At 38.9% G+C, this 26,822-nt stretch carries 26 protein-coding genes; 1 reads left to right on the top strand and 25 read right to left on the bottom strand.

The features are described from left to right. Positions 1–67 precede the first annotated feature (67 nt). The 25 genes from HCB38_RS09305 to HCB38_RS09185 all read right to left on the bottom strand — a co-directional run bounded on the left by HCB38_RS09305 (position 68) and on the right by HCB38_RS09185 (position 26,329). Positions 68–457 (bottom strand): hypothetical protein, encoded by a 390-nt coding sequence (locus HCB38_RS09305; RefSeq protein ID WP_185320084.1) that lies wholly within the window; start codon positions 455–457, stop codon positions 68–70. Positions 458–474: 17 nt separating this feature from the next. Further along, complete coding sequence (trmD, locus tag HCB38_RS09300; RefSeq protein ID WP_185320083.1) at positions 475–1,212, bottom strand: tRNA (guanosine(37)-N1)-methyltransferase TrmD; 738 nt, start codon at positions 1,210–1,212, stop codon at positions 475–477. Next, on the bottom strand, positions 1,212–1,730 hold the full coding sequence (gene rimM / locus HCB38_RS09295) for a ribosome maturation factor RimM (protein WP_185320082.1): 519 nt from the start codon (positions 1,728–1,730) through the stop codon (positions 1,212–1,214). The genes trmD and rimM overlap by 1 nt, the downstream gene beginning before the upstream one ends. Before the next feature lie 9 nt (positions 1,731–1,739). Beyond that, a complete protein-coding gene (locus tag HCB38_RS09290; RefSeq protein WP_185618458.1) occupies positions 1,740–2,126 on the bottom strand; it encodes a YlqD family protein in 387 nt (128 codons plus the stop codon). Positions 2,127–2,153: 27 nt separating this feature from the next. Beyond that, positions 2,154–2,888 (bottom strand): gamma-glutamyl-gamma-aminobutyrate hydrolase family protein, encoded by a 735-nt coding sequence (locus HCB38_RS09285; protein ID WP_185618456.1) that lies wholly within the window; start codon positions 2,886–2,888, stop codon positions 2,154–2,156. Between the two features lie 109 nt (positions 2,889–2,997). Continuing rightward, on the bottom strand, positions 2,998–3,228 hold the full coding sequence (locus tag HCB38_RS09280; protein WP_003728421.1) for a KH domain-containing protein: 231 nt from the start codon (positions 3,226–3,228) through the stop codon (positions 2,998–3,000). Positions 3,229–3,244: 16 nt separating this feature from the next. Next, positions 3,245–3,517, bottom strand: coding sequence for a 30S ribosomal protein S16 (gene rpsP, locus HCB38_RS09275; protein ID WP_003767413.1), 273 nt, complete (start codon positions 3,515–3,517; stop codon positions 3,245–3,247). A 102-nt stretch (positions 3,518–3,619) separates the two neighbouring features. Then, a complete protein-coding gene (locus HCB38_RS09270) occupies positions 3,620–5,278 on the bottom strand; it encodes a YyaL domain-containing protein (RefSeq protein WP_185607902.1) in 1,659 nt (552 codons plus the stop codon). Between the two features lie 73 nt (positions 5,279–5,351). Next, positions 5,352–7,892: an Lmo1799 family Asp-Ala repeat surface protein gene (locus HCB38_RS09265; protein WP_185638314.1), complete on the bottom strand. Its 2,541-nt coding sequence runs from the start codon at positions 7,890–7,892 to the stop codon at positions 5,352–5,354. A 495-nt stretch (positions 7,893–8,387) separates the two neighbouring features. After that, positions 8,388–9,284, bottom strand: a complete 897-nt coding sequence (gene lipA, locus HCB38_RS09260; protein WP_185638312.1) for a tyrosine/lipid phosphatase LipA — start codon at positions 9,282–9,284, stop codon at positions 8,388–8,390. Positions 9,285–9,425: 141 nt separating this feature from the next. After that, on the bottom strand, positions 9,426–10,778 hold the full coding sequence (gene ffh, locus HCB38_RS09255; protein WP_185319025.1) for a signal recognition particle protein: 1,353 nt from the start codon (positions 10,776–10,778) through the stop codon (positions 9,426–9,428). A 12-nt stretch (positions 10,779–10,790) separates the two neighbouring features. Further along, positions 10,791–11,123, bottom strand: coding sequence for a putative DNA-binding protein (locus tag HCB38_RS09250; RefSeq protein WP_160465972.1), 333 nt, complete (start codon positions 11,121–11,123; stop codon positions 10,791–10,793). A gap of 112 nt (positions 11,124–11,235) precedes the next feature. After that, complete coding sequence (gene ftsY, locus HCB38_RS09245) at positions 11,236–12,222, bottom strand: signal recognition particle-docking protein FtsY (protein ID WP_185319026.1); 987 nt, start codon at positions 12,220–12,222, stop codon at positions 11,236–11,238. 14 nt (positions 12,223–12,236) lie between these two features. Next, positions 12,237–15,797 (bottom strand): chromosome segregation protein SMC, encoded by a 3,561-nt coding sequence (smc, locus tag HCB38_RS09240; RefSeq protein ID WP_185638310.1) that lies wholly within the window; start codon positions 15,795–15,797, stop codon positions 12,237–12,239. A gap of 22 nt (positions 15,798–15,819) precedes the next feature. After that, a complete protein-coding gene (rnc, locus tag HCB38_RS09235; RefSeq protein WP_185319028.1) occupies positions 15,820–16,509 on the bottom strand; it encodes a ribonuclease III in 690 nt (229 codons plus the stop codon). A 197-nt stretch (positions 16,510–16,706) separates the two neighbouring features. Further along, a complete protein-coding gene (locus tag HCB38_RS09230; protein WP_003723866.1) occupies positions 16,707–16,940 on the bottom strand; it encodes an acyl carrier protein in 234 nt (77 codons plus the stop codon). Between the two features lie 106 nt (positions 16,941–17,046). After that, on the bottom strand, positions 17,047–17,790 hold the full coding sequence (gene fabG / locus HCB38_RS09225; RefSeq protein WP_185319029.1) for a 3-oxoacyl-[acyl-carrier-protein] reductase: 744 nt from the start codon (positions 17,788–17,790) through the stop codon (positions 17,047–17,049). Positions 17,791–17,793: 3 nt separating this feature from the next. Then, positions 17,794–18,735: an ACP S-malonyltransferase gene (gene fabD, locus HCB38_RS09220; protein ID WP_185319030.1), complete on the bottom strand. Its 942-nt coding sequence runs from the start codon at positions 18,733–18,735 to the stop codon at positions 17,794–17,796. After that, complete coding sequence (plsX, locus tag HCB38_RS09215) at positions 18,728–19,741, bottom strand: phosphate acyltransferase PlsX (RefSeq protein ID WP_185319031.1); 1,014 nt, start codon at positions 19,739–19,741, stop codon at positions 18,728–18,730. Before plsX ends, fabD begins: the two co-directional genes overlap by 8 nt. A gap of 20 nt (positions 19,742–19,761) precedes the next feature. Continuing rightward, on the bottom strand, positions 19,762–20,331 hold the full coding sequence (fapR, locus tag HCB38_RS09210; protein ID WP_003736917.1) for a transcription factor FapR: 570 nt from the start codon (positions 20,329–20,331) through the stop codon (positions 19,762–19,764). A gap of 181 nt (positions 20,332–20,512) precedes the next feature. Beyond that, positions 20,513–22,561, bottom strand: coding sequence for an ATP-dependent DNA helicase RecG (gene recG / locus HCB38_RS09205; protein WP_185319032.1), 2,049 nt, complete (start codon positions 22,559–22,561; stop codon positions 20,513–20,515). Then, positions 22,554–23,444 carry an L-serine ammonia-lyase, iron-sulfur-dependent, subunit alpha gene (sdaAA, locus tag HCB38_RS09200; protein WP_185319033.1) on the bottom strand — a complete coding sequence of 297 codons (891 nt, stop codon included), beginning with the start codon at positions 23,442–23,444 and terminating at the stop codon, positions 22,554–22,556. The genes recG and sdaAA overlap by 8 nt, the downstream gene beginning before the upstream one ends. Positions 23,445–23,589: 145 nt before the next feature. Further along, positions 23,590–24,252: an L-serine ammonia-lyase, iron-sulfur-dependent subunit beta gene (gene sdaAB, locus HCB38_RS09195; protein ID WP_185319034.1), complete on the bottom strand. Its 663-nt coding sequence runs from the start codon at positions 24,250–24,252 to the stop codon at positions 23,590–23,592. A 38-nt stretch (positions 24,253–24,290) separates the two neighbouring features. Further along, entirely contained in the window at positions 24,291–25,949 is a 1,659-nt protein-coding gene (locus HCB38_RS09190) for a fatty acid kinase ATP-binding subunit FakA (protein WP_185319035.1), read from the bottom strand. A gap of 14 nt (positions 25,950–25,963) precedes the next feature. Next, entirely contained in the window at positions 25,964–26,329 is a 366-nt protein-coding gene (locus HCB38_RS09185; RefSeq protein WP_003720130.1) for an Asp23/Gls24 family envelope stress response protein, read from the bottom strand. A gap of 297 nt (positions 26,330–26,626) precedes the next feature. On the opposite strand from HCB38_RS09185, the gene rpmB reads away from it, so the two are divergent. Continuing rightward, complete coding sequence (gene rpmB, locus HCB38_RS09180; RefSeq protein WP_003720131.1) at positions 26,627–26,815, top strand: 50S ribosomal protein L28; 189 nt, start codon at positions 26,627–26,629, stop codon at positions 26,813–26,815. Positions 26,816–26,822 lie beyond the last annotated feature (7 nt).

Raw genomic sequence — 26,822 nt, 5'->3', positions numbered from 1 at the left:
GGTTCCTGGAGTTTGCACTGTTTCCATAAAAAAACTAGAAAGCCAGTTACCCAGCTTTCTAGTTTTTTTAGAATCGAGTAATTTTAATGTTTACAGCTGTTCCATAAGCAAGTTGGTATACTAATCCATCAACAAATTGCTCAGTGAATGAGCAATGAATTAACCCATTACCACCAGCATCTAATGCTTTTTTTTGTAGTTCCTGTAACAAATTTTCAAATCCCACCGTTTCTAAGTATGCTTCTGGGTCGCTTTTGATTCTTGGACGGACACTCTTGGCGAAGACCACGGTTAGGATGTCATGGTTTACATTGATCGGTCCAGTGGAGACTTGGATGTCTTGCCATTTTTGGCCAATTCGTTTTTGGTCATTTTCCTCTTGCACATAGGCTTCTCGTTCTTTTTGTCGTTCGGATTTTTTAGCTTCTTTTTCATCAGGTGTCCCGAAGATTGCCATTTAAAATCACGTCCTTTTTATTTACTGTCAGACCATTCTTTGAGCCAAGTTTTTTGCTTGTCTGTTAAGGGATAGTTTTTAAGTAAATCTGGTCGACGCTCGTATGTTCTTTTAAGTGATTCTTTGTCGCGCCATTCTTCTATCCAGGCATGATTCCCACTGAGTAGAATATCTGGCACTTTCATTCCCCTAAAATCAGCTGGGCGCGTGTAGTGTGGATGTTCGAGTAATCCAGTCGAAAACGAATCCGTTACTGCCGAATCTTTATTACCAAGTACTCCCGGTAAAAGACGGATTACGCTATCCATCATAATCATTGCGCCAATTTCGCCACCAGTTAAAATATAATCCCCTATCGAAACTTCGTCGGTAACAAGGTGTTCACGAATCCGTTCATCGTAGCCTTCATAATGGCCACAAATAAAAACAAGATGCTCTTCTTCAGCAAATTCTTCTGCCATCTTTTGATTGAATCGCTTACCAGCTGGGTCCATTAAAATAACTCTTGGCTTTGTTTCTGGTTGTTTCTCTTTGACAGCTTGAACGGCATCAAAGATTGGTTGCGCTTTAAGCAACATACCTGCTCCGCCACCGTATGGATAATCGTCAACAATATGATGCTTTCCTTCTGCATATTCCCTGAAATCAGTTACTTCAACCGTGACTCGCTCGTTTTCAATTGCTTTTTTAATAATTGAGTTTCCTGTCACTCCCGAAAACATATCTGGGAAAATAGATAGAATATCGATTTTCATTAATCTAGCAGCCCTTCCATGACTTCGATAGTAATTTTTTGGTCATTAATATTAATTTCTTTAACAACATCAGCAATGTAAGGGATAAGCTTTTCCTTTTTGTCTCTGCCTTTTACAACCCATACATCATTTGCACCTGGTGTTAAAATTTCTGTGATTTCGCCAAGTTCTTCTCCATCAGTCGTTACAACGGTACAACCAATGATCTCGTGAAAGTAAAATTCATTTTCTTCTAAATCAGTTAGTTGCGCTTCTTTAATTTTAAGGACGCCTTCTTTCATACGTTCTACTTGATGAATTCCTGTGAATCCTTCAAACATTAGCAAATCAAAGTTTTTGTGTTTGCGATGTGAACGGATAATTAGTTTTTCAGGCTTTTTACTATTTTTTTCAAATAAATACACGGCATTTCCAACTTGAAACCGTTCTTCTGGAAAATCGGTCGTTGCGATAACACGAATTTCACCGATTAAGCCATGTGTATTGACAATTTTTCCTACATTATACATTTTCTCCATAAGTCACCTCTAGCGTATTTCTACTATGATTCCATCTTTCACAACAATTGTTTTATCGAAAATGGATTTATCCCACTTGTCTCCCACTTGTACATCTATGATGGTTTCCATTTCTCGTTCGCGAATTTCACTTCCGAGTTCAAGGACTTCTAATTGCTCCATTTGAAACTGAATTAATTTTTTCTTTTCGTGGCGAATTTCAAGTTCATGCGTAAAATAATCAGCCACTCTATCTGGTTGAAATTTGCTTTTTCGTTCCATTTTCTTTTGTTCAAAATGCAACTGATCACATTCTTGTTCAATTTGTCGTTTTTGTTCGGTGTAATAATCGATTAATTCTTGTTTGCTTGTTTCTGTCAGAATTTGTTTGATGACAACTTTTTGGATGATTTCCACAGGACACCTCCACTAGCGATTATGTCCTTATTTTACCATAGTTTTTTTGGATTCATCTACTAAAGCTTGGAATAATTGTTCACTTTCTGGATCTGTTTGGAACATTAATTCAGGGTGCCACTGAACACCTAAATACCAACTTGGCAAATTGTCTCCCTCCACTGCTTCAATCATTCCGTCAGCAGTCCGAGCCGTTACTTTAAAACTCGGTGCTAATTTTTTGATGAATTGGTGATGGAGTGAGTTAACTAGTTTTTTATTTGGATGGTGTTTTGCGAGTTCGCTTGTAGGTTCAATATCGATTGTATGGGAGCCGAGTTGCTCATCGACACGTTGCAGATGTTGGAGTGCTTTTATTTCAACTTGACTAATATCCTGATATAGTGTACCACCTAGTGCAACATTGACAAGTTGCATACCACGACAAATCGCAAAAATTGGTTTTCCAGCGTCTAATGCTGCTCGAACTAAGGCAATTTCATAACTATCTCGTGGTGGAAAGTACGCACCGATTTCTTGGGACGGTTCTTCTAAATAAAATTGTGGTGTAATATCTTGTCCACCAGTTAAAAGTAAACCATCTACAAGAGAAATTGCTTGAACAGCAGTAGAAGGGTCGTCTATTGGTAACGCGATAGGAAACCCTCCAACTTTCTGAATAGCATCTACATATCGCTGTTGTGTATAGGTTACACGGTGGCCGTAAAATGCATCCACACCTTTTACTAATCTATTTCCTGTAATTCCAATAACTGGCTTCATAACAATTCCTCCATTTCTATTTTATTTTACAACAATTGATGAGGTAATTGCTTCTCTTATGATTATTAAAAAAAGTTATAAAAAAACTCGCCAATTTGACGAGTTTTTGTTATTCGATAATTTCAAGACGAATCTTCTTATCGTTTTTGGAGCCAACTGCATAGACAAGAGTGCGAATCGCTTTTGCAATACGACCTTGCTTACCAATCACGCGTCCCATGTCTTCTTTACTGACAGACAATTTGTAGGTTAACGATGTATCCGTTTCTTCTGGCGTGATAACAACGTCTTCCGGGTGGTCAACAAGGGGTTTCACGATTGAGAGAATGAGTTCTTCCATTCGCGCCGAGACCTCCTTATTTACCTAATTTTTGGTTATGGAATTTTTCCATGATACCTTCGCGGCTAAGAAGATTGCGAACTGTATCAGATGGTTTCGCACCATTATGCATCCATTTTAAAGTTGCTTCTTCGTCGATTTTCACTTCAACCGGATCAAGTAATGGATTATAAGTACCAATAGTTTCGATTGAACGGCCATCACGTGGGAAACGAGAATCAGCGACTACAATACGGTAGAAAGGTTTCTTTTTAGAACCCATACGTTTTAAACGAATTTTAACTGCCATAGTTTAATTACACCTCCATAAAGTCTTACACAAGTATATATATTACCAGTAAAGGATTTGTTTGTAAAGTGTTTTTTCTTTACAGAGGTTATTTTTTTCTTTTTATCGAGCTATTTCAGCTTCAGCACTTAGTTTCCCTTGTTTTAAAAGATGGTAATAACGCACGTATCCAGAAATATTATGTTCTACATCATCAATTCTCACACGGAAAGACTGGTGACGAATGAAGAAACTACCTTCTATTCTGGCTGGATTTTTGTAATACATCGCAAGTTCTGGATAAAAGAAACCATTTAATTGATAGTGCGCGCGTTTTGTAATTGTTTTTTCAAGTTTTTCAAGTGAATATGTGTGTAATAATACTTGCTGTCCTTCTTCTTCCATGCGCAGCGCCATCTCTTTTGTAGCAACTGTAAGCTCTAAAAAAGTGGGAAAAGTGGTTTCACGCTCATAAATAAATTGTAAGTTATCAAAAGCATTTTGCAGTCCGAATTCATAGTAAGCTTCATCTTGAATGTGTTTAGTAATTTCATTGGCACAATAACTTAACCAGTGATCATGATTTTGCCAGTATTTATTTTGTATAAAATGATTAAAGGATTTTGCAGCTGCTCCTAACCATTTGGAATCGCGGTCAATTTCATACAGACGAAGTAGACCAAAGACAGCTTCCCCATCATAATAAATAATTCGAAAAATATCTTTTATTTCTAAAGAGGGATATTCAAGTACATGTATGAATTTTCCTTCTTCATCTTGTAATGAGAGAATTGCATTTGCTATTTTTCGGCAAAGGGGTAAGTATGTTTTAGTACCAGTGATTTGCATATATTTAGTTAATGCTAGTAGCGTCGCTGCCGAACCACCTAATTTAACTTCGCGAAGTTCTGGTTCAATTAGAAAGGCTATATCTTCTTTTTCATAAATAAAGTGTTTTTCTAGGTATGTTAATGCTTTTGTTGCGGCTTCTAGAATAGCTTTATTTCCCGTTAATTCATATGCTTCTAACATGGAATAAGTAGTACTAGCATGTCGCAAACTATTATAATGTTTGATTTTTTTGTCAAAACAAGCAAACCAACCATAGTTAAATTCACCAGTTGCGTTTACTTGATGCGCCAAATATTCTCCAGCATCTTCAACTAATGTAGAAATAATTTCTGGTGTTAAATGTTCTATTTTCCGACGTCCGTGGTCTAAACTAGCTGCTTCTAATTCATGAATATTTTTACCATCAAAAAACCACCCTACTGTTTCGAACGTGACAATGCTAGAATCGATGGTTAGGTTTAATTGTGCTTGATTTTTATTGGCTTGAATTAAATATCTATTCATATTTTCAACGTTGATAGCTAAGCCTTCATCACCTGGTAGAAGGATAGCGTTCGCATTAATTTCCTGTTCCATTAAAGCTATTTTAAAATTTTCATTTAAGGCAATGCCTCGTCTATAATAATTTTTCTTCGTTTTTAAAGCTTTTCTATTCCATTCGCCTAGGTTTTCGAGTTGATAATTTACTGCAATATCCATTTTAAATGAAATTGCTTCTTCGGTTTGGTTTTTCAAAGCACTTTTTTTCATTTCATTAATTAAATTTGCTAGACAAAGATAACTAAAATTGATTACTGAAGCTCGCTTATTTTTATAACCTATTGTTAGAAAGCCATGCCATTTCCCATTATAAGTGGCATGCTCTTCTGCTTCTGTTAATTGATCAATAATTTTATTTTCAAGTTCATCAAGTACACCTCTCCAAGGCATATGTACCACTCCTTTTTATAATTCCCCTGCCACTAAAACTTACTTAGCAGCAGGGAATCAATATTTTGTGGCTTTATTTACGGAAAAGACGTAGTAAAAACGCGCCAGCTAGTGAGAAGAGTCCAAGCCCTACCCAAGGAAGACTATTACTAGTATCTCCTGTAGATGGGAGGTCACTTGCAGACATACTCGTTGTTCCACCAGCACTATAACCAGAGGAAAGCATTGTTCCAGAACCATTTGTACTCATATTAGAAACGGTTGCCCCCATTCCTCCGTTTGCGGTTCCAGTAGTTCCACCGTTATTAGGAGTATTAGTTCCTCCCCCATCAGCATCAGCGTCGGCATCCGCATCGGCATCTGCATCAGCGTCGGCATCCGCATCGGCATCCGCATCGGCGTCGGCATCTGCATCAGCGTCCGCATCTGAATCAACTAATGGTAGAACTGATACAGATACAGCTTCACTTGTTTTTACTTCATCACCATATTTAGCTGTTACTTGAAGGCGGATAACATCTCCAGCTTTCAAATCATAATTAGGAATATTTATTGTATAGGTTCCATCTGCATTAATTAATACATTTCCAATTACATTACCATCTGGAAGCGTTAAATTAATATAAAAAACTGTTCCAGCTGGAGCATCTGCTTGTAATGATTTTAAAAGAGTGTTCATATGAAAATTCTTATAAATAGAAGAACCTGTAATAGTTTTAGTTCCTTCATAAATTGGATTAACAGTCGGTTTTTCAACTAGGAAATCTCTCCAGTCGATATCTACATCAGCATCCGCATCGGCGTCAGCATCCGCGTCGGCATCCGCATCCGCATCAGCGTCAGCATCCGCATCGGCGTCAGCATCCGCATCAGCGTCAGCATCAGCATCCGCATCGGCGTCAGCATCGGCGTCAGCATCGGCATCGGCGTCCGCATCGGCGTCCGCATCAGCATCGGCGTCAGCATCGGCATCGGCGTCAGCATCGGCGTCCGCATCAGCATCGGCGTCAGCATCGGCGTCAGCATCCGCATCCGCGTCGGCATCCGCATCAGCATCGGCGTCGGCGTCAGCATCCGCATCCGCATCCGCATCCGCATCCGCATCGGCGTCCGCATCAGCATCCGCATCGGCGTCAGCATCAGCGTCAGCATCAGCATCCGCATCCGCATCCGCATCCGCATCCGCATCCGCATCGGCGTCAGCATCGGCGTCAGCATCCGCATCCGCATCAGCGTCGGCATCCGCATCGGCGTCAGCATCCGCATCGGCGTCAGCATCGGCGTCAGCATCGGCGTCAGCATCCGCATCGGCGTCAGCATCCGCATCGGCGTCAGCATCCGCATCAGCGTCAGCATCCGCATCAGCGTCGGCATCCGCATCCGCATCAGCGTCGGCATCGGCATCCGCATCAGCGTCAGCGTCCGCATCCGCATCCGCATCAGCGTCGGCATCAGCGTCGGCATCCGCATCCGCATCAGCGTCAGCGTCCGCATCCGCATCCGCATCAGCGTCGGCATCGGCATCGGCATCCGCATCCGCATCCGCGTCAGCGTCAGCATCAGCATCAGCGTCAGCGTCCGCATCCGCATCCGCATCAGCGTCGGCATCGGCATCGGCGTCAGCATCCGCATCCGCATCGGCGTCAGCATCCGCATCCGCATCGGCGTCAGCATCCGCATCAGCGTCGGCGTCCGCATCGGCGTCAGCATCCGCGTCAGCATCCGCATCGGCGTCGGCATCCGCATCCGCATCCGCATCCGCATCGGCGTCAGCATCCGCATCAGCGTCAGCATCCGCATCCGCATCAGCGTCAGCATCCGCATCGGCGTCAGCATCGGCATCTGCATCCGCATCAGCGTCAGCATCCGCGTCAGCGTCAGCATCCGCGTCAGCGTCAGCATCAGCATCCGCATCGGCATCGGCGTCAGCATCCCCAACATCCGTTGTAATAAATCCACGAGCTGCATTACTATTCAACAAATCAACATCCAGCAGTCCATCTCCAGTTCTAGCCGCGAAATCCAATTTCCCATCGTTAGCACTAGGAAGTGCCGTTACACCAAGTGCAAGCAAATCAATTGTTAGCGTAAAAGTAGATACACTACTAACGCCAACTCCCAGTAAGTGATTTACTCTTGCGCCAAGGGCATTTCTCGTAGTATCAATAAAGAAGTTACTTGAGTTACTACCATTAATGGTCCCTTGATTAAATAACCCAATATTTCCAATTCCCAGATAAGCGATTTTATAATCAATTTTTGTATTTGCTCTTATATTTGGATTACTCAAAATAGAAGATAATTCACTAGGCAACTCAAAATATGGATAATAAGTAGACACAGCACTAGCACTAACTAATTGGTTCCCTGATAGAGTAATCACTAATTTCCCATTTACATATTGCGTATTCAAGTTTGAATTCCCAAGTAAATCAATCGTTGCTGCATCCGCTTGAATACCACTGAGGGCAAATTTGTGATTAAAAGAATCATAATTCACTGTGATAGGTGCTACCATCATGGTTGTTGTTGTAATTAGAGCAGCAATTAATTTTGCTTTTTGAGCTCGCTTTTGGTCAAGTTTCCTTTTGTAATCCACACGCTGTTTTTTCATCATTTTTCCCCCTTAAAAATCAATATATCTTGATTTTGAAAAACAACTGAAAACAGAATAAAGGTTTTTAATTATTGTTTACTAATAAGCTAACTATTAAGTATCCCCTGAACCTTTATTCACTATCAGATTAAAATCATTTCAGCAAAATGCTCCTCCTTTCTTGTTATGTTTCTATTGAACCTTTCATTTCATTTAATGTTATAACCCGTTAGATAACTTTACTATATAGTATATTTTTAAAAGTTAAAGTAAAAAGTACTAGAAAGAAAAAATACTTCAATTCAATAACATTAGTCTAAAAGTTACACAAATATGCGCATTTAAGGCTTATATTTAAACTTTAGCACTGGTCTTTAGTAGGTAAATATATCTACTAAATCCAACTTTACATGAATTATCTTTAAATTGTATACAAATCTTTTTGAAATGGTTCCTCACTTTAAATCTATTTGTACGCAAAAAAATAGCCCTCTTTCAAAGAGGGCCATTTTTTTAGTAAAGATAAGCTTTTTTAAGTTGCTCTTTTTTATCATCAGTTAGTCCGATTTTTTCTTTCAAAAAGTTATCCATCGAACCATATTTGGCATCAATTTCATCGAAAGCAGCATTGATATATGATTCACGAACTTCCATTACAGCTGTCATCCCATCGATAATTTTTTTATTATCTGTTTTAGCTGCGACTGCTTGGATTGCTTTTTCATTTTCCGCGGCACGATATTTATTGGATAACATGTAATCGTCTATTATGGTGTTTTTGTCTACGCCTAATGCCGAGAGAACTAGAGCTGTTCCAAATCCTGCTCTATCTTTTCCAGCTGTACAATGCCAAAGAACTGAGCCATCTTGGTTCGCTAGTAGTATCTCAAAAAATTCTTTGTAGGCTTGAATAGAAGTTTCATCCGTTACGAAGCTTTTATTGGCATTAATTAGAAAGGTTTCAGGGTTATCCATTTTAGCTAGGCTGGCGGTTAAATCTTGCGTGCTCGTGGATGCTCCATTATCTTTCATGACCGAATCATGTGTATAAGCTACTCCGGTAATCTCTGGATCTGGCTTAGTTTTCACTTCTGTATTCGTCCTAAAATCAACTATATGCGAAAGGTCATATGTATTTACGAGTTTCTTTTTATCTGAATCGCTTAAAGTAGCGAGTTCAGCGCTTCTGATTAATTTGTGAGGTTTGATTGTTAAGCCATCTGTCGTTTTATAACCGCCTAGGTCACGAACGTTTACCGCCCCTTGTAATTTTATTTGACTACCTGGTTGGAGTATTTTTTCGGTTTTAACATTTGCTTCTGCTTTTTCTTCTGACTGAGTTCCACATCCCCCTAGTAATAATGTTGCGCTTAAAACACCTGCTCCTGTTACTTTTACCCAATTTTTCATTTTTTCTCCTCCTTTTGTAAGCTTAATTGTTATTATAGCAATGGAATTTATGGATTGAATAAAGGGTTTGTAAAGAAATGATTTGCAGGGTGTTAAGGTATGAAAAAAGCCAAAACCGCTTTAGGGTTTTGGCTTTTTGAATTAAAATGGCATTTTGAAATTGCCGAATGGATTTTTACCTTTTTTACCTTTTCCTCCACCAGTCATTTGTTTCATCATTTTTTTCATTTCAGCAAATTGTTTTAGGAGGCGATTGATTTCTTGAATTGGACGTCCGCTACCGCGAGCAATTCGCTTTCTTCTGCTCGCATTGATAATGTCCGGATTGTCTTTTTCATTTTTGGTCATGGATTTAATTATTGCTTCGATGTGACCAAGTTGTTTATCATCTACTTGCATGTTGTCGAGGCCTTTCATTTTGTTTGCCCCTGGCATCATTTTTAGTAGTTCATCTAGTGGTCCCATTTGTTTTACTTGTTGCAATTGGTCCAAGAAGTCATCTAAGGTCATGCTGTTGTCTTTCATTTTTTGTTCCATGGCTTTCATTTTCTCTGCGTCTACATCCGTTTGTGCTTTTTCAATAAGAGAAAGTACATCACCCATACCGAGAATTCTTGAAGCCATACGATCTGGATGGAACGTTTCGATTGCTTCCATTTTTTCCCCAGTAGCAACAAATTTAATTGGTTTTCCTGTGACTGAACGGATGGAAAGTGCTGCCCCACCACGTGTATCACCGTCTAATTTTGTTAATACAACGCCAGTAATTTCTAATTGTTCGTTAAAACTTTGGGCCACGTTGACTGCGTCTTGCCCAGTCATGGAGTCAACTACAAGCAGAATTTCAGTTGGCGTAGCGATTTCTTTCACTTGTTTTAATTCGTCCATCAGTGTTTCATCGATATGAAGACGACCAGCTGTATCGATAATAACATAATCTAAATGCTCTTCTTTGGCTTTAGCGATAGCTTGTTTCGCGATTTCTACTGGGCTTACTTGATCACCTAGAGAAAATACTGGCATATCTAATTGTTTGCCAAGTGTTTCTAATTGTTTAATTGCAGCAGGACGGTAAATATCTGCTGCGACTAGTAAAGGTTTACGATTATATTTTTTTCGTAATAAATTAGCTAGTTTTCCTGAAGTAGTTGTTTTACCAGCACCTTGTAGACCTACCATCATAATAACGGTTGGTGGGCGATCAGCTGTTCCGATTTTACTTTCTTCGCCGCCCATAAGACTTGTTAATTCTTCTTGAACGATTTTAATTACTTGTTGACCGGGTGTTAGGCTTTTCATTACGTCCGCGCCAACTGCACGTTCGCTTACAGCTTTAATAAATTGTTTAACAACCTTAAAGTTAACATCGGCTTCTAGTAAAGCAAGACGAACTTCACGCATCATTTCTTTTACGTCAGCTTCGTTTACTTTCCCTTTGCCACGAATTTTGTTCATTGTTTCTTGGAGTCTTCCAGCTAGTCCTTCAAATGCCATGATTCTGGCCTCCTAATCGATATTTTTAAGCTGTTCGAGCGTATCTTTCACTTGCTCGTCCAGAAAATTCTTCTTGGTTAATTGTGCTTCTAATTGGTTAAAGAGTTTTTCTCGTTGTTGATATTTTCTTAACATCCCTAGTTTTTCTTCGTATTTTTCTAGGCTTTCTTCTGTTCTTTTAATATTATCATAAATAGCTTGTCTACTCACTTCAAATTCTTCGGCAATTTCACCTAGGGAGTAATCATCCAAGTAATAAAAAGAAACATACGATTTCTGTTTTGTTGTTAGTAATTCTTGGTAAAAATCAAATAATAAATTCATACGGTTTGTCTTCTCAAACAAGGCATTTCACCTCTCTCCTTTTAAAGGATACGGGGAAATCGCGGGAATGTCAAGGAAGGTTAAATAAAAGAGAAAAAAGCCGGAATGACGGGTATCATTCGGCTTTCTCTGATTATTTTTCGTTATCAACCATATCAGCAAATAAGCCATACACATATTCATTTGCATCAAAGGCTTGCAGATCGTCCATTTGTTCTCCGAGTCCGACAAATTTTACCGGGATATCGAGTTCGTTACGGATGGCAATGACGATACCGCCTTTTGCAGTCCCATCCAGTTTTGTTAAGATAATCCCTGTTACGTCGGTTGTTTCTTTAAATTGCTTTGCTTGAACGAAGGCATTTTGACCAGTTGTTGCATCAAGTACTAATAAAACTTCATGTGGTGCGTTTGGAATTTCTCGGGTAATAACACGCTTTACTTTCTCCAGTTCGTTCATTAGATTAACCTTGTTTTGTAAGCGACCGGCTGTATCGCAGAGTAGCACATCGGCTTTGCGTGCTTTAGCGGCTTGAACGGCATCAAACATGACAGCAGCAGGATCACTTCCTTCAGCTTGTTTAATGACATCAACACCCGTTCTCTCGCCCCATACTTCTAGTTGATCAATTGCACCAGCACGGAATGTATCTCCAGCTGCCAGCATCACTTTTTTACCTTCTTGTTTAAAGCGATGAGCCATTTTTCCAATAGAGGTTGTTTTACCAACCCCATTCACACCAACAAATAAGATAACTGTTAAACCATCTTCAGCCATATGAAGGGTTTCATCTTCTTTTTCATCGCCTTGATAAATCTCAACTAATTTTTCAACAATCACTTCTTGAACGTCTTTTGGATCGCTAATATTTCTAAGTTGTACTTCACGGCGAAGTGTATCCACTAGTTCCATTACCGTTTCAAAACCAACATCTGCTCCGATAAGAATTTCTTCTAGTTCTTCAAAGAAATCCTCATCGACTTTACGATAACGAGCGACCATTTCATTGATTTTTCCAGAAAAATTACCGCGTGTTTTCGATAAGCCATCTTTAAATTTTCCAGAAACAGAATCAGTTTGCTGGGTTATTTTATCTTTTAATTTTTTAAAAAAGGTCATTTTGTCTACTCCTTTTATTTAATGAGTTCAGCGGTTTCTTCTAAACGAACCGATACTAATTTGGAGACGCCGGACTCTTGCATGGTAACGCCATATAATACATCGGCTTCTTCCATTGTTCCTTTACGGTGGGTGATAACAATAAACTGGGTGCCGGACTCGAATTGTTTCAAGTAACGGCTAAAGCGCGTGACATTCGCTTCATCTAGAGCTGCTTCTACTTCATCCAAAATACAAAATGGTACTGGACGAACACGGATAATAGCAAATAGTAAAGCAATCGCGGTTAAGGCCCGTTCTCCGCCGGAACGAAGCGATAAGTTTTGCAGTTTTTTGCCTGGAGGTTGAACGACGATATCAATCCCGGTTGTTAAGAGATTTTCTGGATCGAGTAGAACAAGTTCTGCACTTCCGCCACCAAATAATTCTGGGAAAACAATCGCGAATTCCGTTTTAATTGCTTCAAAACTTTCACTAAAACGAATTTTCATTTCTTCGTCCATTTCGTCCATGACTTTAAAGAGAGTTTCTTTTGCTGCAAGTAAATCCGCTTGTTGCCCGGTTAAGAAGTCAAAACGTTCTTGGATACGCTCGAATTCTTCGATAGCCCCAATGTTGACGATACCTAGTTCATCAATAGAACGTTTTAATAATCGAACTTTCGAGCGCGCTTGCTCGGTATCAATTTCTGGCAAGATTTTTTCTTCTGCTTGCTCAGGCGTTAGTAAATAGGCTTCTTGCAAGCGATCGATTCGGTTTTCGATATCTACTTCTAAACGACCGATACCGATTTCTGCATTATTTTTTTGCTCCACATAAAAACTGATTTGATTATTTTTTTGCGTTAACTCAGCTTCTAATAGTTCCAGTTTTTCTTGTAGTTCGGCACGAGTTTGTCTTGTTTGCGTTAGTTTCTCGCTTGTTTCAGCCTTATCTTTGCGCAGTTCTTCGATAGATTGTCTGGCTGTTTCTTCACTTGTATGAACACTTGAAAGATTTGTTTTTAAGGATGCTAGTTTTTGTTCGGCAGCTTCTTTTTGTTCGTAATTTTCATGTAGGGTTGCGGTTACTCGTTCGACTGCTTCTGTAGCAGATTGAAGTTGCTCTCGTTTAGCGGCGATTTGCGCTTTTAAGGATGATAAGCTTTCTAAATCTGCGGTACGTTTGCTTTCTAGTGCTTTACTTGAACTTGTCATCGCTTTGATTTCTTCATCAGTTGTTTCGATTTGTTTGGCGATTTCCATTTGCTCTTGCAGTAAAGTTTCTTTTCGTTCTAGTAGTTTGTTTAATTCTTCACTACCGTCTGCTTTTTCAATATCATATAGTTGTAATTGTTTATTAAAACGTTCTAAGTTCTCGTTTTCTCGGTCTAATTTACCAAGTAATTCTTTTTCTTGCAAACGTAAATTTTCACCAATAACTCGTGTTTCTTCGAGTTCTTCACGTTTTTTCGCCATGCTATCTTTCGCTAATTGAACCGCAGATTCCATTTCATGAGTAGATGCATTTAGTTCAGTAATTTTCTCGGCTAATTGACCTAGTTCATGTTTTCTCGTTAATATAGATGATTTTCCGCCTTTGGTTGCTCCACCGGTCATCGAACCACCCGCATTCACTACGTCTCCTTCCAGTGTCACAATACGATACCTAAAGTTGACTAGACGAGCTAGCGTATTCGCGCCTTTTAAGTCTTTCGCTAAAATCGTTGTACCTAGTGCATTTAAAATCACTGGAGAAACTTTTTCATCAAAAGAAATGACCTCACTAGCAAGCGCGATAAAAGCAGGTTGATTACTTAAAGCGTTTTTCGTTGCTGCTGGCAGTTCGCGTGGTTGAATAGTCAAAAGTGGTAAGAAGGTTGCACGTCCGCTTTTCGTTTTCTTCAAGAAACTAATGGCTTCACGAGCTACACGATCATCTTCTACCACCACATTTTGCGCACTTGCTCCAAGCGCAGTTTCCATGGCTTGTTGGTATTTCTCAGGAATTTCAATGAGTTCAACTAACGCACCTAAAATCCCTGGAATTTCTTTTTTAGCTTTTAATACTTCCCGAACACCTTGGAAAAAGCCAGCATAATCATCTGCTAACTCTTCTAACGTTTCCTTCCGCGACTTCATTTGTTGCACTGTTTCATAATGTTTATATAGCGCGCGCTCTTGTGTTCCGAAAACGCCTTCTTGTTTTGCTAAAGTTTGCTGTACTTCACGATAAATTTCCATTTGTTCTGTGAGCTCATTTTGGATTTTTGTTAAATGAGACTTGGTTGTTTCGATTTGTGACAACATATCTTTTCTATCATCAACATGATGACTATTTTCTAAGTCTAATTTATCAATCCGATTAGTGATCTGACCAATTTGACGTTCAATATAACCTAAATCATTATGGATTGTTGTCTGTGTATGACGCAAATCAATATAATCACTTTTACGGTTTTCAATTGCTTCTTCGGATAAATCATTATATTTGGCAAGTGTCGCTTCTAGCTCTTTTTTTGCCTTTACAGCAATTTCAAGTGCTGTTTCTTTTTCGAGTTTTGAGCTACTTAGAACTTCTTTTTGCTCTTCTAAGGCTGTAATTTTTTCCGTAATTGCCGCCAGTGTTTCTGCATAAACTTGTTCATTTTCGCTACTGTGTTTTTTACGTTCTAATTGAAGATTTCGTTCCCCTTCTAATTGTTCGAGTTTTTCCGTTTCAACTAAAAGGCGTTCTTGTAACTTATCTAGCGCAATATCAGTTTCATTCAGTGCTTGTTTTTCACGTGAAATAACTGCTTCTTCGGTGTGTAATTCTTCGCGCAATTTGATTAAAACAGTTTGATTTTCGCCAAATTCTTTACGTACTTCGGCTAGTTTTTCTGTTAAGGAACTAATTTCACTCGAGAGCAAAGTCACTTCATATTTTTCTAATTCTTCTTGTTGGAATAAGTAATCTTTGGCAATTGAAGCTTGCATTTCAAGCGGTTCTAACTGCCCTTCTAATTCATACAAAATATCTTGTACGCGGTTTAAATTTTCTTCGGTTTCAAATAATTTATTTTCTGCTTGTTTTTTGCGGTGTTTATATTTAAGTACGCCAGCTGCTTCTTCAAAAATCGAGCGACGTTCTTCTGGTTTACTGTTTAGAATTTCATCAATTTTTCCTTGCGAAATAATCGAAAAAGACTCTCTTCCAAGTCCAGAATCCATAAATAAATCGACAATATCTTTCAGTCGACAATTTTCTTTATTAATTAAAAATTCGCTATCACCATTACGGTAAATACGCCTAGTAACAGCTACTTCGCTATAATCAAGTGGTAAAAAATGGTCTTCATTTTCGAGAATAAGCGATACTTCCGCAAAATTAATTGGTTTACGTGTATCACTTCCAGCAAAAATAACATCGCCCATTCGGCCACCACGGAGCGATTTAGCGGACTGCTCACCAAGAACCCAGCGAATTGCTTCTGTAATGTTACTTTTTCCACTGCCATTTGGTCCTACAACTGCAGTCATGCCGGGCACGAAATCTATCGCAACTTTGTCAGCAAAGGATTTAAAGCCATTCATTTCTAATCGTTTTAATAACATGTCCGGACACCTCCATTTTTGTTTATCTGTGTGTTAGTTGGTTTATAGCAAATTGTGCCGCACTTTGTTCTGCTTGTTTTTTTGTTCTGCCGCTGCCTTTTCCAAGTACTTGTCCGTTAACAATAACTTGGGCATCGAACGCTTTATTATGCGCTGGTCCAGTTTCGCCTAGGATATCGTATTCAATCAAGACATCACGGTCCCTTTGAACAATTTCTTGTAGTTGTGTTTTATAATCAACTGTTTGCAAATATGCTCCTGCGTCAATTTTTGGAAAAATAACACGTTCTAAAAATGTAACGACTTTATCGATACCATTATCTAAATAAAGCGCGCCGATAAAAGATTCGAATACATCAGCAAGAAGCGCTGGACGAGTTCTTCCGCCAGCTTTTTCTTCCCCTTTACCAAGACGTACATATTTGGAAAAATGTACTGCTTCTGCAAATTCTACTAATGAAGGCTCACAAACAATTGCTGCGCGCATTTTTGTCATGTGTCCTTCTGCCATATCTGGGTATTTATTAAATAGATAGTTTGATACTGTGAGTTCAAGTACTGCATCACCAAGAAATTCTAAGCGTTCATTATCTTTCACATTTTCCCGGCGGTGTTCGTTGACATACGAGGAATGTGTAAATGCTTGTTTTAATATTTCTACATTTTGAAAATCAAAACCGACACTTTCTTGTAATTCTTCCCATTGATTCATTTCACTTGCCCCTCTCTTTACTAGTAAGCAAGTTCATTTTCTAAACAGCCACTTGCAACAAGCTGCTTAGAAAATGAACCAACCAATCTTCTTAAGCTTGAAAAAGAGGCTACCAGTATTACTTATCTCATGTGCGGAAGTTACCACAGCAAAGATAAGTAACACGGGCACCCTCATTTATCCGGTCACATAAAGTTTTATGCGTTTGCCTCTATGTACTTCACTGCATCACCAACTGTGTTAATGTTTTCAGCGTCGCCATCAGAGATTTCAACTCCGAACTCGTCTTCAAGTTCCATTACTAATTCAACAACATCTAGAGAATCTGCACCTAGATCTTCTTTGAAGGAAGCTTCTAAAGTTACTTTGGATTCCTCGACACCTAGACGGTCGACGATGATTTTTGTAACTTTTTCTAATACTTCTGCCATTTTTCACTTCACCTCCCTCCAAGTATTATATAGGATTATTTCTCCTACGTAAACAAAAATATTTAAAGTAATGCGAGCCAAGTAAATTCGCATTCATTCACCAATTTTACATCACCATTCCGCCATCAACAGATAGTGTTTGACCCGTAATATACTTTGATGCATCACTTGCTAGAAAAAGAACTGCATTCGCAATATCTTCAGTTGTTCCGTATGCACCGAGCGGAATTTGTGCTAACATTGCTTCTTTTGTTTTATCATCTAATTTGTCTGTCATTTCTGTTGTAATGAATCCAGGAGCAACAGCATTGACGTTAATACCACGCGGAGCAAGTTCACGAGCAGTTGTTTTCGTTAAACCAATGACGCCTGCTTTACTTGCAACATAGTTTGCTTGACCTGCATTACCAATTAAGCCAACAACAGACGCCATGTTGATAATTTTACCAGCGCGTTGTTTCATCATTGTACGACTTACTGCTTTTGTACAAAGAAATGTTCCTTTTAGGTTGATGTTAATAACGTCATCCCATTCGTCTTCTTTCATACGCATTAATAAATTATCACGCGTAATTCCAGCGTTATTCACGAGAATATCAACACGACCAAAGCGTTCAATTGCTTGTTTGAAAAATGCATCCACATCTTCGGCAATTGCAACATTTGCTTTCATTGCTTCTACTTCAACGCCATGTTCGGCAACGAGTTTTGCTGTTTCTTCCGCAGCTTCTGGGCTACCATTATAATTGAAGAAGATATTCGCGCCTTCTTTAGCTAGTTTGATGGCAATATCACGACCAATTCCACGTGATCCGCCTGTTACTACTGCTACTTTGCCTTGTAAAGTCATTTATTATTCTCCTTTCAATGTCGCTGCAACGCTTTTCACTGATTCAGTGTCACCTGCTGTCAGTACAGTTACATCACGATTGATTTTTTTAATTAAGCCAGCTAACACTTTTCCGGCACCAATTTCGACAAATGTATCTACGCCGTTTTTGATTAGTTCTTCGACGATGTCTTCCCATAGTACTGGGGAATAAATTTGTTTGATTAGTTTATCACTAATTTCTGCTTTGTCAGTAGTTTGTTTCGCATCCACGTTGTTTATAACTGGAATGTTGCCGTCTGAAATTTCTACTTCTGCTAAAATATCACGGAAAGCAAGTGCTGCTGGTTCCATTAAACTTGAGTGGAAAGGACCGCTCACAGCAAGTGGTAATACGCGTTTTGCACCATTTTCTTTTGCTTTTTCCCCGGCTTTTTCAACGCCAGCAGTTGTTCCAGAGATAACGATTTGACCTGGACAGTTCAGATTTGCTAATTGAACTGCATCCCCTTTTGATGTTACTTCTTCTGTTACTTTTTTTAATGTTTCTCGGTCTACGCCAAGAACCGCAGCCATCGCACCAGCTCCATTTGGTACAGCTGCTTCCATTAATTCACCGCGTTTACGTACAAGGTAAATCGCATCACTTGCTTCTAAAAATCCACCAGCAACAAGCGCGCTATATTCACCAAGGCTATGTCCTGCTACGTAATCAGCTTTAATTCCATATGTTTCTAATGCACGTAAAATAGCGACACTTGTTGAAACAAGGGCTGGTTGTGCATTTTCAGATTTGGTTAACCGTTCGATTGGGCCTTCTGTAATAACATCTGTGATGGAAAATCCTAATCTTTCGTCAGCATCATCATAGATTTTTTTTGCTTCAGAATATTCTGCTGCTACATCTTGTCCCATGCCAATTTTTTGTGCTCCTTGACCGGGAAATACGAATGCAATTTTAGTCATTAGATTCTGTTCCTCCTACTTTTACTTTATCTACTTCTGCCTTAATTGTTTCAACCACTTGTTTTTCAACCATTTCACGCACTTGACGAATAGTGGTGAAAATACCATTAGCATTGGATGAACCGTGAGCTTTTACAACTGGAGCTTGAACACCGAACAAACAAGCACCGCCATATTCGCTATAATCCATTTTTGCTTTTAAAGCCATCAAATCTTTTTTCAAGAAACTTGCTGCGACTTTATTTTTAAAGCCATTTAGTAAACTCATTTTTAACATGCTTAGGAAAGCAGCTCCTGTTCCTTCAATTGATTTAAGAACCATATTACCAGTAAATCCATCAGTAACAACTACATCTGCTACATCCATTAATAAATCACGTGCTTCGATGTTGCCAATAAATTCGTAAGCATCTTGATTTTTCATGAGTTCAAATGATTTTTTCGTTAAATCATTTCCTTTTGTTTCTTCTGTTCCAATATTTAAAAGTGCTACACGCGGGCGATCAATTTTACGCACTTTTTCTGCGTAAACCGAGCCCATTAAACCAAATTGAAGTAAATGTTCCGGTTTTGCTTCGGCATTTGCTCCTAAATCAAGCATAACGAAACCTTTCCCTGTTACTGTTGGTAGTGTTGGCGCAAGTGCTGGGCGGTCGATTCCTTTAATACGTCCAATGACAAAGAGTCCAGTAGACATTAAAGCCCCTGTGTTTCCAGCTGAAATACATGCATCTGCTTCTCCGTCTTTTACCGCTTGGGCAGCAAGTACCATAGAAGCTTTTTTCTTCCGTTTTACAGCGCGAACTGGTTCATCATCACTTTCAATTTTTTCATCGGTATGTATGATTTTCACGCGGGTTTTATCTGTTAAATATTCATTAATTTTTGTTTCATCTCCAAAAAGAAGAATTTCGATATCTTTATATTGGGCCACAGCCTTCATCACACCTAAAACAATTTCTTTTGGTGCGTGATCTCCACCCATCGCATCTACAGCAATTTTCATTATACGTCAGTCCTTTATTTTCATTTTTGCGTTGCGTGATACATTTCAAACTTACCTTTGAGTACAATTTCATCTCCAACATAGCTTTTCACGTCTACGATTGTGATAGCCCTGTTGTCAGTTGCCGGACGTACTTTTGCTTTTGCGATGATGCGTTCTCCTTCGTTTACAGAACGAACAAAGCGAACAGTTGCTTGTGTGGTTAAAGCTAGTTCATTTGGGATGACTGCGGTTGCTAAAGAATTAGCTTGAGCAAATAAATGATGCCCACGAGCGATTTTGTTTCTTTTAAAAACATGCTCGCTTCTCACATCAAAGATGGAAATTGCACTCTTACTAAGTTGGATATCAATAATTTCACCAATCACTTCATCAATGGGAAGGCTTTTTACTGCGTCGGCATAATTGACACTCGCTACATGTTTGATTCGCTCTCTGAGTTCAGGGATAGAAAGGGCTACCCTATCTAAACGGATAGTCTGAACACTAACCCCAAATTTTTCAGCAAGTTGCTCATCAGTTATGAAAGGATTTTCTTCAATAGCAACTTGAAGTTTCATTTGTCGATCCTTCTTAGAATATTTTTTCATGCACGGTTCCTCATCTCTTTTTTTGTGAAAGGTATTAACACCAGCTACTAAACACCGGTTAAAAAAAGGAAGTTACCTCTGCTTGATAACCTTCAGAACTTCCTCGTATTTTGTTGGTACTTTAATATGTTATTAAAAATCTATCCAAGTTGCAAGTTTTTTTAAAGTTTGTTACATATGTTTAATCTAGTTTTTGTTCTGTGAAGACGCCTTCCTCTTCCAGCAGAGCCACTAATTTGGCATATATTTTATTTTCTAACATATTTTCTTCAAAGATCATATGGACAGCATCTTGGCGAGCGATTTCAAGCACACGGTAATCATGAACCATATCAGCAACTTTGAATTCTGGAACACCACTTTGTTTTCTACCGAAGAAATCTCCTGGTCCACGAAGTTCGAGATCGCGTTCGCTGACGACAAAGCCATCGTTTGTTTCTGACATTATCATCATTCGTTCTTTTCCGACCTCGGTTTTTGGATCAGCAATTAAAATACAATAGGATTGATCAGCCCCTCGCCCAACTCGGCCTCTCAGTTGATGCAACTGTGCTAAACCAAAACGATCTGCATCATATATAACCATCATCGTAGCATTCGGAACATTTACGCCAACTTCAACTACAGTAGTAGATACGAGGCAGTCAATTTTTTTATCATTAAAGTCGCGCATAATTTGTTCTTTGTCTGCCGGTAATAGCTTGCCATGCATGAGTCCCGGGACATATTTAGTGCCCCATTTATTTTGTAAAATGTTGAAAACGTCTATCGCATTTTGTACATCGAGTTTTTCGGATTCTTCAATTAATGGACAAATAATGTATACTTGGTGACCTTTATCGATTTCTTTTTCCATAAAACCAATAACCCGATCAAGCATTTGGTGTTTTACCCAGTAGGTTTCAATTTCTTTTCGTCCAGCTGGAAGTTCATCAATGATCGATACATCCATTTCCCCGAAAGCTGTAATTGCAAGCGTTCTAGGGATTGGTGTTGCGGTCATAAATAGCACATCCGGGTATTCGCCTTTTTCACGTAGAACACGACGCTGTGCAACACCAAATCTGTGTTGTTCATCTGTAATAACCAAACCCAGTCGGTGATAAATTACTTCGTCTTGAATCAAAGCATGCGTTCCGATTAAAACATCTATTGATCCATTTTCAAGCATTGCTAGTAATTCTCTACGTTGCTTCCCTTTCACACTACTAGTAAGCAAACCCACTGTAATATCAAAGGGTTGTAATAGCTCTACTAAGGAATTAGCGTGTTGTTCGGCTAAAATTTCGGTTGGCACCATCAGAGCGCTTTGGAAACCACTCTTAGCAGCTGCATACATGGCAATAGATGCTACGACCGTTTTACCTGATCCAACATCGCCTTGCAGTAAACGATTCATATGAAAATGGGATAACATGTCGCCGCAAATTTCATTAACAACTCGTTTTTGCGCTTTTGTTAAGGGGAATGGCAAGGAATCAATATAGTGACGCAAATCTTCTACATCGTAATTAATCGAAATTCCGCCTGATTTCTCGCGTTCGATTTTACGAAAAAATTGCATTTTTAATTGAAATAATAAGAATTCTTCGTAAACCATTCGGCGTCTAGCTTGTTTTAGTTCTTCATTATTTTTTGGGAAATGAAGAACGCGAACAGCTTCTAACCGATTCATTAATTGGTATTTTTCTAGTAAATTACTTGGAATAACTTCTTCTATATCTTTACTATAGCTATCAAAAGCGAGCCTTGTATATTTTTGCATTGTTTTATTGCGCAGCGTTCCTTTTAAGCGATAAACGCCTTCTAATTCTTCTTCACTTTCTACTGCGCCTATTTTAATTTTGCTCGCTGTAACTTGTGCACGACTCTTATCCCATTTGCCAGAAATCGTCACTGTTTCCCCGACACTTATTTTACTTTTTAAATAAGGTTGGTTGAAAAAATCGATTTTGATGACTTGGCCTTCTGTTGACACACGGAAAGAGAGCTTAGATTTTTTTCGACCGTAAAAGGCAACAGTTGCTTCGGTAAGCACTTCCCCTTGAATTGTAATTCGTTCTTCATGGGCTACTTCCGATAAATCTCGCAACCGGTAATCTTCATAGCGATATGGGAAGTTCCATAGTAAATCATGTACGGTCGATAAACCTAGCTCTTTTAATGTTTTAGCTGTTTCTTCACCAATTCCTTTGATTTCAGTTGTCGGGATTCGTTTAAGTTCACTCACGTTTATCTTCTGGCGACAATCCGAAAATCTTCCGCTGAATGGCGCGTCCAGTCGGTGTAGCCGCCAATCCTCCTTCTGCTGTTTCTCTTAAAGAGCTTGGCATTTGTAAACCTACACGGTGCATTGCTTCAATAACTTCATCACACGGGATACGACTTTTAATGCCTGCTAGTGCCATATCAGCTGAAATAATTGCTTGCGAAGAACCAAGCGCATTTCTTTTCACGCATGGTACTTCTACAAGTCCTGCTACTGGATCACAAACAAGGCCAAGCATATTTTTCATTGTCATCGCCATCGCATGCGCAGATTGTTCAGGGGTTCCTCCCGCTGCTGCTACAATCGCTGCTGAAGCCATTGCACTTGCAGAACCAATTTCCGCCTGACAACCACCCGCTGCCCCGCTTATAAAAGCATTATTCGCAACTACATAACCAAATGCTCCAGCTGTGAATAAAAAGTTAACCATATCCTCACGTGTCATTTCAAGGCGATCTTTTAAAGAGAAAAGTACGCCTGGCACAACGCCTGCGCTTCCAGCAGTTGGGGTCGCACAAATAACACCCATAGCTGCATTGACTTCATTCGTTGCAATCGCTTTTGCTACCGAATCTAGCAAAACTTCCCCAGATAGGAAGTTTCCTTTTTGGATATAGTCTTGCATTAAGACAGCATCCCCACCTGTTAATCCAGTAGTTGAAGTAACACCCGCCTCGCCTTCATGAATAGCTTCTTCCATAATATCTAAATTCCGTTCCATCGCAGCCGTTATTTCCTCGCGCGGTAAACCAGAAATACTCATTTCACGTTTAATCATAATTTCTGCAATAGTTAGATTTTCGCGTTCAGCGATGTCTACTAATTCTGCCACAGTTCTAAACATTATCCACACTCACTTTCTATACTATTACCAACATACCTGATTTACAACTCAAAATAAAGCCAAATGCACGTTTTATTTACGCGCATTTGGCTTTACACAAATCGAGCGAAAGCCATCGATTCACTAAAGATAAGTAACAAAACGATTAAATCATGACACTTGCTACTTGATAAATCCCTGGTAATTCAGCAATTTTGCTTATTAGATTTTGTTCAACTTGTTGATCAACCTCAATTACCATTAAAGCTTCATCGCCCTTAACTTTACGCGATACTTTCATTTGACCGATATTGATTTTATGGTCTGCAATCACGGAAGATACTGCAGCAATCGCGCCAAATTTGTCTTGATGTAAAATAAGGATAGCTGGAGCAGTTCCAGTGAATTCTAGTTCAAATTCATTTAAGCGAATAATTTCTACTTTCCCGCCACCTATGGATGCACCAATTAAGGTCATTTGTTGCATGCCATGTTTTAACACTAATTTTACGGTGTTAGGATGAGGAGGCTCTTCTACTTCTTCAATAAACTGGATGCGCATGCCCCAATCTTCTGCAAGTTTGGCAGATTCTTTCATCCGTGGATCATCAGGCTCAAAACCAAGTAATCCACCGATCAGCGCCACATCTGTTCCGTGGCCTTTATACGTTTTAGCAAAAGAACCATATAAATGAATATCTACTTGGGATGGTTGTTCATTAAAAACAGCTCGTGCAATGGCACCAATACGACTAGCACCGGCAGTATGAGAACTGGATGGACCAATCATTACTGGACCAATAATATCAAACACGCTATTAAATTTCACTATCATCACCCTTCCTTCTATTCATTTAAAACAAGTCTTTACTCTACCGCAAAAATATACGGATAAACTGGTTGGCCACCTTCATGAATCTCTACTTCTATGTCTGGGAATGCTTCTGTTATTTTGTCTGCTAAAAGTTCTGCTTTTTTAGCATCTGCATCTTCCCCGAAAATAATAGTAACAATTTCACTATCATCATCAAGTAATTTTTCTAATGTTTCATAAGCAGCTTCTTCTAAAGTTTCTCGGCTGACTTTGATTTTACCTTCTACCATACCGATAAAACTATCTTTTTTAATTACAACGCCCTCCACTGTAGTGTCTCTTACAGCTGTTGTAACCTGCCCACTTGCTATCTCCTGAATTGCTTCTCTCATCGCTTCAGCATTGGAAGTGAAATCTTGATCTGGCTGGAAAGTAAGCACAGCAGTAAGCCCTTGTGGAATTGTTTTAGTTGGGATGATTTGTACTTTATCTTCTCCAAGAATTTGTGCCGCTTGTTCTGCAGCCATTTGGATATTTTTATTATTTGGAAGAACAAAAACTTGTTCTGCATTTGCTGATTCAATGGCTTTTACAATATCTTCTGTACTTGGATTCATTGTTTGACCACCAGAAAGAACAATGGAAACACCCATGCTTTCAAATAGTTTTTTTAATCCTTCTCCTGCTGAAACTGTAACGATACCATAAACCGCTTTTTCTTTAGTAGTCGCTTTATTATCGCCAACAATTTCATTATGCTGTTCACGCATATTTTCTACTTTCATTTTAAGAAGACTACCATATTGTTGACCGTAATTTAAAACTTCACCGGGATGTTCTACATGGACATGTACTTTTACGACTTCATCATCTGCTGCTACAAGTAAAGAATCACCTAGTTCACTTAAGTCTTGACGGAATTGTTCTTCATCAAAAGGTTTTAACCCTGGTTTATTTTCGTTAATCTTAACAATAATTTCTGTACAATAACCAAAATGAATATCCTCAGTGGACATAAAATCTTGCACGTGGCGATGATGTTCTGCATTAATTAATTCGCCCATTGATGCCATATAATCAGGTGCTTCAGCCATTTTACCTGTTAGTACCCCGTAAAATCCTTCATAAATAATAATTAGACCTTGGCCACCACTATCGACAACACCAACTTCTTTTAAAACTGGAAGTAAATCGGGTGTTTTTTCAAGAGCAATTTTTCCTTGTTTTAAAATTGCTTCCATTACTAATTCGATTTCTTGATGTTCATTTGCGGCAAGAACACCCGCTTTGGCAGCTTCACGTGCTACAGTTAAAATAGTTCCTTCAACTGGCTTCATTACTGCTTTATAAGCTGTCTCTACGCCTTTTACAAATGCACTTGCAAATTCTTCTGCATTAAGTGTTTCTTTATTTTCAATCGCTTTAGAAAAACCACGGAAAAGTTGGGATAAAATAACACCAGAATTTCCACGAGCTCCCATCAATAAACCTTTTGCAAGATTTGCTCCAACAGCGCTAATCGTTTCTTTGTCATTTTTTGCTACTTCTTCTGCTCCACTAGTCATGGATAAGTTCATATTTGTACCCGTGTCACCATCTGGAACCGGGAAAACGTTTAATGAATCAACAAAATCAGCATTTTTTGCTAAATTCTCTGCTCCAAGCGCTATCATCGCTGCAAATTTCTCTGGATCTAACTGATATATACTCACTTACATAATCCTCCTTATGATTCCTTGATTACTCGGACACCTTGAACATAAATATTCACTGATTCCACTGTAATACCGAGTGTTTTCTCTAGGGTATATTTCACACGCTCTTGTACGTTATGAGCTACCTCTGAAATTTTAGTTCCAAAGCTAACAATAATATACATGTCAATATGTATACCTTCTTCTTCTTGTCTTACAATAACACCTTTTGTATAATTTTCTCTTCTAAGAATGTCTGTTAAACCATCACGTATTTGATGTCTACTTGCCATACCTACTATTCCAAAATTTTCTTCGGCAGCACCGCCAGCGATTGTTGCGATAACATCACTAGTAATATCAATTTTACCAAGCTTTGTGTCGATTTCGATTGCCATTCTATATTCCTCCCTACGGATTATATTCTCGTTCAATTATTTTTTATTATTGTTTTTATTTGTTCGTTTAGTTGTCCTTACCTATTTTACTATAATCACAGCCCTTTGGAAAGCATATCACAAATTTGACTGGTTAAATCCGTATTTATGCTGTCAAGTAAAAATTCTTTGCACTATTTTCGCATATCCTCTTGCAAAGTATACTTGTTTATGATAAATTATTCTAGTGTATGAAAAACAAATGGATAGATTATTTTAAATAAATTATCCGAAGAGCTCTGTAAGGAGGGGTAAACTATGGCTAAAGAATGTGTTATTACAGGCCGCAAATCACGTTCCGGTAACAAACGTTCCCACGCAATGAACTCCAGCAAACGTACTTGGAAAGCTAACTTGCAAAAAGTACGGATTCTGGTTAACGGCAAACCTAAAAAAGTTTGGGTATCTGCTCGTGCGCTTAAATCTGGTAAAGTGGAACGCGTTTAATCGAAGG

The sequence above is a fragment of the Listeria farberi genome, assembly GCF_014229295.1.
Lineage (GTDB): Bacteria > Bacillota > Bacilli > Lactobacillales > Listeriaceae > Listeria > Listeria farberi.
Note: the sequence above shows the minus strand (reverse complement) of the source record. Positions and strands in the feature narration are given on the sequence as shown.